Below are 7431 nucleotides of genomic sequence, written 5' to 3'. Positions count from 1 at the left end.
GCCACGAGCTGCGCACCGGCAACACCGAGTACATCATCATCTCGTCGGTCAAGGGATACGTCGTGCAGCTGCGCGTGCCCGGTCACGTGATCGTGCTGTCGGCCCTGTTCGACAAGGACGCCACGATCGGCGCGGCGCTCGTCGTTGCACAGCGCTACGCGGCCAGGATGGCAGAGCAGCTCAACGCCTAGGCGCTACTCGGGGCTGTCCGCGGCCGTCCAGTAGATCTCGGTCGTCGTCAGGCTCTCAGGCACCTCTGCCGACGCCTCGCTGTCGACATGGAGGTCGGTGCGGCGCACGCCGTTCGCTCCCGCTGCCGGAACCTCGTTGGCGCTCACGCCAGCGAGCACGAGGCCGAGCGCGGAGGCCTTGTCAGCACCCGCCAGCACCGCCCAGATGCGCTCAGAGCTGTTGATGACCGGAAGCGTGAGGCTGAGGCGCTCCGACGGTGGCTTGGGGGAGTTGCGCACGGCGATCACTGTCGCGTTCTTCTCGCGAATGCCGGAGCGCTCGGGAAACAGCGATGCGATGTGCCCGTCGGGTCCGACGCCGAGGAACGTGATCTGGAAGAGCGGCAGCTCAGAGCCGGGGGCGGCGTTCGCCCGTAGCTCGTCGGCGTACGCGGCCGCTGCGGCATCCAGGTCGATACCTTCATCGGATGCCGCAAACGCGTGAATCGCGCTCTCGTCGATATCGAGGTGGTCGAGCAGCGCCTCGCGCGCCTGGGTCTCGTTGCGCTCTGGGTCGCCCTTGGGCAGCCAGCGCTCGTCACCCCACCAGAACCGGATGCGGCTCCAGTCGACCGAGTCGCGGTCGGGGGAGGCGTTGACGGCTGCGAGCACGGCCGAGCCCATCGTGCCTCCCGTGAGCACGACATCGACGGTCGCGTTGTCGATGAGGAGCTTGGCGAGCTTCGTGATGAACCGATCGGCGACGGATGCCGCCATGGTCGGCTTGTCGGGGTGCACCAGCAGCCGTCGCTCGCTCATTTCGAGGCCGACTTGCTCTTGGCCTTGGTCGCCTGGCCCTCGACCTGCGGAAGGCCCTTGCGGATGACCTCGCCGAACAGTTCGTCGGGGTCGAGCCTGCGCAGTTCCTCGGCGAGACAGTCGCGAAGGCTGCGACGCGGAAGAGAGATGTCGTGCGTTGGCTGGTTGGGCTGCACGAGCGTCGCGATGTTCGACAGCGTGCGCTCTAGCTTGATCGCCCCGCTCGCACGGTTGAGCACGACGCCCTGGATTCCGCTCGAGCCGTGCGCCTTGCTCGAGACCTCGAGGGTGACCTCGACCTTGAGCTGCAGCTTGAGCCAAGCGGCGAGAAGCGCGGTCGAGGGGGAGTCGGCTGCGCCGTGCACCTCGACACTCGTGACGGGCTCGTACGGGGGTTGATCGAGCACGGCGGCGAGCTGGGCACGCCAGAGGGTGAGGCGGGTCCACGCGAAGTCGGTGTCGCCCGGCTGGTAGGTCTGCTCGAGGCGGTGCAGGGCAGCGAGCGGGTTGGAGCTGGATGCGGCGTCGGTGATGCGGCGCTGGGCGAAGTGGCCGAGGGCCGACTCTGCGGCGACCTCGGGGGCCGCTCCCGGCCACCAGACGACGACGGGGGCGTCGGGCAGCAGGAGCCCGGTGACGAGCCCCTCCTGGTCGACGGAGGCGTCGCCGTAGGCGCGCACGACGATGACCTCGCTCGCGCCGGCGTCACCGCCCACGCGGATCTGGGCGTCGAGCCGGGCATCCTTCTCCGTGCGCTTGTCGTCGGGTCCGGTGGAGATGACGATGACCCGCATGGGGTGCTCGCGGGAGGCGTCGTTGGCGGCCTCGATGGCCTCCTCCTCGTCGCCGAGCACCGTCGAGATCACCAGCGTGAGCACACGCCCGAGGGCGACAGCGCCGCCCTCCTCGCGGATCTTCACGAGCGTCTTCGAGATGGCGCTCGTCGTGGTGTTGGGTAGGTCGACGATCATGGGCGTCTCCAGACTCGGCCGTCGCGGGCAAGTAGTTCGTCAGCGGATGCCGGTCCCCAGGTTCCGGGGCGGTACTGCTCTGGCTGGCCCTGGGTCGCCCAGAACTCCTCGATCGGATCGAGGATCTTCCAACTGAGCTCGACCTCCTCGTGGCGGGGGAACAGCGGTGGGTCGCCGAGCAGCACGTCGAGAATGAGACGCTCGTATGCCTCCGGGCTCGCCTCGGTGAAGGCGTGACCGTATCCGAAGTCCATCGTCACGTCGCGCACCTGCGAGCCGGCGCCCGGCACCTTCGAGCCGAAGCGGATGGTGACGCCCTCATCGGGCTGAACACGGATGACGAGGGCGTTCTGCCCGAGCACGCCGGTCTGGCTCTCGGCGAAGAGGTGCTGAGGCGCACGCTTGAACACCACGGCGATCTCGGTGACCCGGCGGCCGAGACGCTTGCCAGCGCGGAGGTAGAACGGCACGCCGTTCCACCGGCGGGTGCCGATCTCCAGCTTGATGGCCGCGTAGGTCTCGGTGAGGGACTCGGGGTTCATGCCGTCCTCGTCGAGGAAGCCGATGACCTTCTCACCGCCCTGCCATCCGCTCGCGTACTGACCGCGCGCGGTGGCAGTGCTGAGGTCCTTCGGCAGGTTGACGGCGGCGAGCACCTTCTCCTTCTCCGCCCGCAGATCGGCGGCGTCGAACGAGATCGGCTCCTCCATCGCGGTGAGGGCGAGCAGCTGCAGCAGGTGGTTCTGGATGACGTCGCGAGCGGCGCCGATACCGTCGTAGTACCCGGCGCGGCCTCCGACCCCGATGTCCTCTGCCATCGTGATCTGCACGTGGTCGACGTAGTTCGCGTTCCAGATGGGCTCGTAGAGCTGGTTGGCGAAGCGCAGCGCGAGGATGTTCTGCACTGTCTCCTTGCCGAGGTAGTGGTCGATGCGGAAGACGCTGTCGGCCGGGAAGACACTCTCGACGACCGCATTGAGCTCGCGAGCCGTCTTCAGGTCGCTGCCGAACGGCTTCTCGATGACGACGCGGCGCCACTGGCCGTCCTGCTGCTCCGCGAGCCCAGACTCCTTGAGCTGCTCGGTCACGAGCGGGAAGGCCTTCGGCGGAATCGACAGGTAGAAGGCGTGGTTGCCCATCGTGCCACGGTCGCGGTCGAGCTCCTCGATCGTCTCCTTGAGCTTGGCGAACGCCTTGTCGTCGTCGAACTCGCCCTGCACGAAGCGGATGCCCTGCGCGAGCTGCTTCCAGACGTCTTCATCGAAGGGGGTGCGGGCGTACTGCTTGACGGCCTCGTACACGACCTTCTCGAAATCCTGATCCACCCAGTCGCGGCGGGCGAAGCCGACGAGTGCGAAGCCGGGGGGAAGAAGACCGCGGTTGGCGAGGTCGTAGACGGCCGGCATCAGCTTCTTGTGCGACAGGTCGCCGGTCACGCCGAAGATGATGAGGCCGCTGGGGCCGGCGATGCGGTTGAGCCGCCGGTCGGAGGTCAACCGCAGCGGGTTGAACTCTGGAGTGATCTCCACGGGGGACATGCGGTTCCTTGTCTAGCTGAGGTGCGTGGAGCTCAGTGCGGCAATGAGCGCAGGGAGCTGGGCAGCGGAGTCGGTCAGCGTGAGTGTCAGCACCGGTCGGCCGTGCTCCGCGAGCACGCTCGCGTCGCCGGCAGCCTGCGCCTGGATGAGCTGGCCGAAGGTGAACGGGCGCTCGGGAATCGCGAGGTCGGCTCCGCCGACGCTGGTGATCTGCAGGAAGACGCCGATGGCGGGCCCGCCCTTGTGGAACTGGCCGGTCGAGTGGAGGAACCGGGGGCCCCATCCAAACGTGACCGGGCGGTTCGCGCGAGCCGCGAGCGAGTCGCGCACGTATGCGAGGCCAGCGTTGGCGGTGCGGTCGAGGTAGGCCTGCACCGAGAGATAGCCGTCCTCGCCGAGGAACGAGAGCAGGGCAGAGATGGCCCCGTCGAGGTCGGTTGCTCCCGCAACGACGTCGGAGGTGCCACGCACCTCGATGCCGCCGTCGACGAACGCGGGTGCTGCAGGCTCTGGCCGGTTGTCGAGAAGGCCGCGGGTAGCGATCTTGGCCGACTCCACGTCTGGCTGGTCGAACGGGTTGATGCCGAGCAGGCGCCCGGCAACCACGGTCGCGTACTCCCAGGTCAGCAGCTGCGCGCCGAGCGTGCCGGTGATCTCGATCTCGCCCTCGATGACGTGCTCTGTGTCGTCGAAGTCGCCGACGAGCCGCACGATCTGGAGGTCGTCGGGACGCTGCGTGAGCTCCGGTGCGTCAGTGCCGAGCACGACGGGAAGAAGGCCGCGGCCGATCTTGCCGGTCGACTCGGCGATCAGCTGCTCGACCCAGTCGCCGAATCCCACGATGTGGGTGCCGTCTGCGACGATGCCGAGCTTGTTCTTGAGCGGCACGGTTCCGGCAATGGCGGCGCCGAGGATGAGACCAGGGTTCTGCTCGTTGTCGCTGGCAAGCTCGAAGAGGGCGGCGTCCGCCTCGTCGAGGAGTGCCTGGATGTCGACACCGGCGAGGCCGGACGGCACGAGCCCGAAGGCGGTCAGCGCCGAGTAGCGGCCGCCGACGTTCGGGTCGGCGTTGAACACGCGGTAGCCGTCGGCGCGAGCCGCGACATCGAGTGGGGAGCCTGGATCGGTGACGACCACGATGCGCTCGAGCGGGTCGATGCCGGCGTCGCGGAAGGCCTTCTCGTAGGTGCGCTTCTGGCTGTCGGTCTCGACGGTTCCGCCCGACTTCGACGAGATGATGACCGCGGTGGTCTCGAGGCGGTCGGCGACCGCGGCGAGAACCTGCGCGGGGTCGGTCGAGTCGAGCACCGTGAGGTGCACGCCCTGGGTGCGCGTGATGACCTCTGGCGCGAGCGACGAGCCGCCCATGCCGCCGAGCACGAAGTGGTTGACCCCGTAGTCGTTGACGAGGCGCTCACGAAGCTCGACGATGTCGTCGACGAGACCGCTGGAGATCGCAACAGACTCGACCCATCCGAGTCGCACGCTGGCCTCCGCCTCGGCGTCCGCGCCCCAGAGCGACGAGTCCTGGCCGGTGATTCGGCTGGCGACCAGATCGCTGACGAGCTGCGGCACGATGCGGTCCGCGGCCTCGGCCGCGGCACCCGTCACATGGAGCTTGATGCTCACTTGGCTGCTTCTAGCGCGGCGCTGACGGTGTCGAGCAGCTCGTTCCAGGAGACGATGAACTTCTCAACGCCCTCCTTCTCGAGCAGCGCGGTCACGTCGTCATAGGAGATGCCCTGCGCGGCAACCGCGTCGAGCACCTCGGCGGCGGCGGCGTAGGAGCCGGTGACGGCATCCCCGGCGATCACACCGTGGTCGAAGGTGGCCTCTAGCGTCTTCTCCGGCATCGTGTTCACGACGTTGGCGACCGCGAGCTCGGTGACGTAGAGGGTGTCGGGGAGGTTCGGGTCCTTGACGCCGGTCGACGCCCACAGCGGGCGCTGGGCGTTGGCACCGGAGGCGAGGAGGGCCTTGGCGCGGTCGGTCGCCCACTCCTGCTCGAAGACCTGGTAGGCCAGCTGGGCGTTGGCGACGCCGGCCTTGCTCTTCAGCGCGAGCGCCTCTGGGGTGCCGACGGCCTCAAGTCGCTTGTCGATCTCGGTGTCGACGCGCGACACGAAGAAGGAGGCGACCGAGTGGATCGTCGAGAGGTCCTTGCCAGCTGCCTTGGCCTGCTCGAGCCCAGTGAGGTAGGCGTTGATGACATCGCGGTAGCGCTGCAGGCTGAAGATCAGCGTCACGTTGACGCTGATGCCCTCTGCCGTCAGAGCGGTGATCGCCTCGAGGCCCTCGACCGTGGCAGGCACCTTGATCATGACGTTCGGGCGGTTGACCTTCGTGAACAGCGCAGTGCCCTGCTCGATGGTCGCGGCGGCATCGTGGGCGAAGCCGGGCTCGACCTCGATCGAGACGCGGCCGTCCTGGCCGTTGGTGGAGTCGTAGACGCCGCGGAAGATGTCGCAGCCGGCGGCCACGTCATCCGTGGTGATCTCGAAGACGGCGTCGGTGACGCTCGTGCCGGCCTTGGCCAGCTCGCCGACCTGGGTGTCGTAGGTCGTGCCCTTGGCGAGCGCGCCGGCGAAGATCGTCGGGTTGGTGGTGACACCGACGACGTTCTTCTCGGCGATGAGCTTCTCGAGGCCGCCCGACTGGATGCGGTCACGGGAGAGGTCGTCGAGCCAGATGCTGACGCCGACGGCGGAGAGGGCTGCGGTGGGAGTAGTCATTGCTTCTTCTTTCTTGACGACGCCTACGCGGCGGCGATCGAATCTTTGGCGGCGGCCACGGCGGCCTCTGTCGTCATTCCGAACTCACGGAACAGGGTCTTGTAGTCGGCCGATGCACCGAAGTGCTCGATCGAGACGGAGCGGCCGGCGTCGCCGACGTACTTCTCCCAGCCGAGGCTGAGTCCGGCCTCGATCGAGACCCGGGCCTTGATGGCAGCGGGAAGCACGGACTCGCGGTAGGCGGCATCCTGCTCCTCGAACCACTCGAGGCTCGGGGCGGAGACGACGCGCGCGTTGATGCCATCGGCCTTGAGTGCCTCACGGGCGTCCACCGCGATCTGCAGCTCTGAGCCGGTCGCGATGAAGATGACGTCTGGCGTGCCGTTCGGCGCCTCGGCGAGCACATAGGCACCCTTGGCGACGTTCTTGGCCGAGGCGAAGGTCTCGCCGCTCGCGTCACCCTCGCCGCGCGCGAACACCGGGATGTTCTGGCGGGTCAGGGCGATGCCGGCGGGTCCGTTGCGGCGCTCGAGGATCGTCTTCCATGCCCACGCGGTCTCGTTCGCGTCGCCGGGGCGCACGATGTCGAGTCCGGGGATGGCGCGGAGGGTCGCGAGCTGCTCGATCGGCTGGTGGGTCGGTCCGTCTTCACCGAGGGCGACTGAGTCGTGGGTCCAGACGTAGATCGCGGGCGACTTCATCAGCGCGGCGAGGCGCACGGCGGGGCGCATGTAGTCGCTGAAGATGAGGAACGTGCCACCGAAGGGACGCGTGTTGCCGTGCAGGGTGATGCCGTTGAGGATCGCCCCCATCGCGTGCTCACGGATGCCGAAGTGCAGCACCCGCCCGTACTTCTCGGCGGTCCACTCGTGGGTCGACCATTCGGCCGGAACGAACGACTTCGCACCGGCGATCGTCGTGTTGTTCGACTCGGCGAGGTCGGCGGAGCCGCCCCAGAGCTCGGGGACGACGCCGGCGAGGGCGTTGATGACCTTGCCCGACGCGGCACGGGTCGAGACGTCCTTGCCGGCCTCGAAGACGGGGAGTGCCTCTTCGACGCAGTCGGGCAGCTCGTTCGCGAGGATGCGGTCGAGCATGACCTTCTTCTCGGGGTTGGCCGACGCCCACGCGGCGAGCTTCTCGTCCCACTCGGCGTGCTGGGCCCGTCCGCGTTCGACGGCCTTGCGGGTGTGCTCGAGAG

General features: G+C 68.1%; 7 protein-coding genes. 1 reads left to right on the top strand and 6 read right to left on the bottom strand.

Annotated features, from left to right (window positions below; translation table 11 throughout):
- The coding region (locus tag AC14A7_RS11825) for a roadblock/LC7 domain-containing protein (protein ID WP_484009282.1) at positions 1-191 on the top strand (191 nt) is incomplete at its 5' end.
- Positions 192-194: 3 nt separating this feature from the next.
- On the opposite strand, the gene pgl is transcribed toward AC14A7_RS11825, so the two are convergent.
- From pgl to AC14A7_RS11795, 6 genes are all read right to left on the bottom strand, one after another.
- Positions 195-989 carry a 6-phosphogluconolactonase gene (gene pgl, locus AC14A7_RS11820; RefSeq protein WP_484009280.1) on the bottom strand — a complete coding sequence of 265 codons (795 nt, stop codon included), beginning with the start codon at positions 987-989 and terminating at the stop codon, positions 195-197.
- Positions 986-1960: a glucose-6-phosphate dehydrogenase assembly protein OpcA gene (locus tag AC14A7_RS11815; RefSeq protein ID WP_484009278.1), complete on the bottom strand. Its 975-nt coding sequence runs from the start codon at positions 1958-1960 to the stop codon at positions 986-988. Before AC14A7_RS11815 ends, pgl begins: the two co-directional genes overlap by 4 nt.
- Positions 1957-3498 (bottom strand): glucose-6-phosphate dehydrogenase, encoded by a 1542-nt coding sequence (gene zwf, locus AC14A7_RS11810; protein ID WP_484009276.1) that lies wholly within the window; start codon positions 3496-3498, stop codon positions 1957-1959. Before zwf ends, AC14A7_RS11815 begins: the two co-directional genes overlap by 4 nt.
- Before the next feature lie 12 nt (positions 3499-3510).
- Complete coding sequence (locus AC14A7_RS11805; RefSeq protein WP_484009274.1) at positions 3511-5127, bottom strand: glucose-6-phosphate isomerase; 1617 nt, start codon at positions 5125-5127, stop codon at positions 3511-3513.
- Positions 5124-6230, bottom strand: coding sequence for a transaldolase (gene tal, locus AC14A7_RS11800; protein ID WP_484009272.1), 1107 nt, complete (start codon positions 6228-6230; stop codon positions 5124-5126). The genes AC14A7_RS11805 and tal overlap by 4 nt, the downstream gene beginning before the upstream one ends.
- Positions 6231-6253: 23 nt before the next feature.
- Positions 6254-7431 (bottom strand): transketolase-like TK C-terminal-containing protein (locus tag AC14A7_RS11795; RefSeq protein WP_484009270.1); only part of this gene is annotated, 1178 nt, incomplete at its 5' end.

It is taken from the genome of Conyzicola sp. (genome assembly GCF_057073975.1).
Note: the sequence above shows the minus strand (reverse complement) of the source record. Positions and strands in the feature narration are given on the sequence as shown.

What these genes read in the sequence shown, in the direction of transcription:
- pgl (WP_484009280.1), bottom strand. Translation starts at nt 989, where the DNA reads ATGAGCGAGCGACGGCTGCTGGTGCACCCCGACAAGCCGACCATGGCG.
- zwf (WP_484009276.1), bottom strand. Translation starts at nt 3,498, where the DNA reads ATGTCCCCCGTGGAGATCACTCCAGAGTTCAACCCGCTGCGGTTGACC.
- AC14A7_RS11815 (WP_484009278.1), bottom strand. Translation starts at nt 1,960, where the DNA reads ATGATCGTCGACCTACCCAACACCACGACGAGCGCCATCTCGAAGACG.
- tal (WP_484009272.1), bottom strand. Translation starts at nt 6,230, where the DNA reads ATGACTACTCCCACCGCAGCCCTCTCCGCCGTCGGCGTCAGCATCTGG.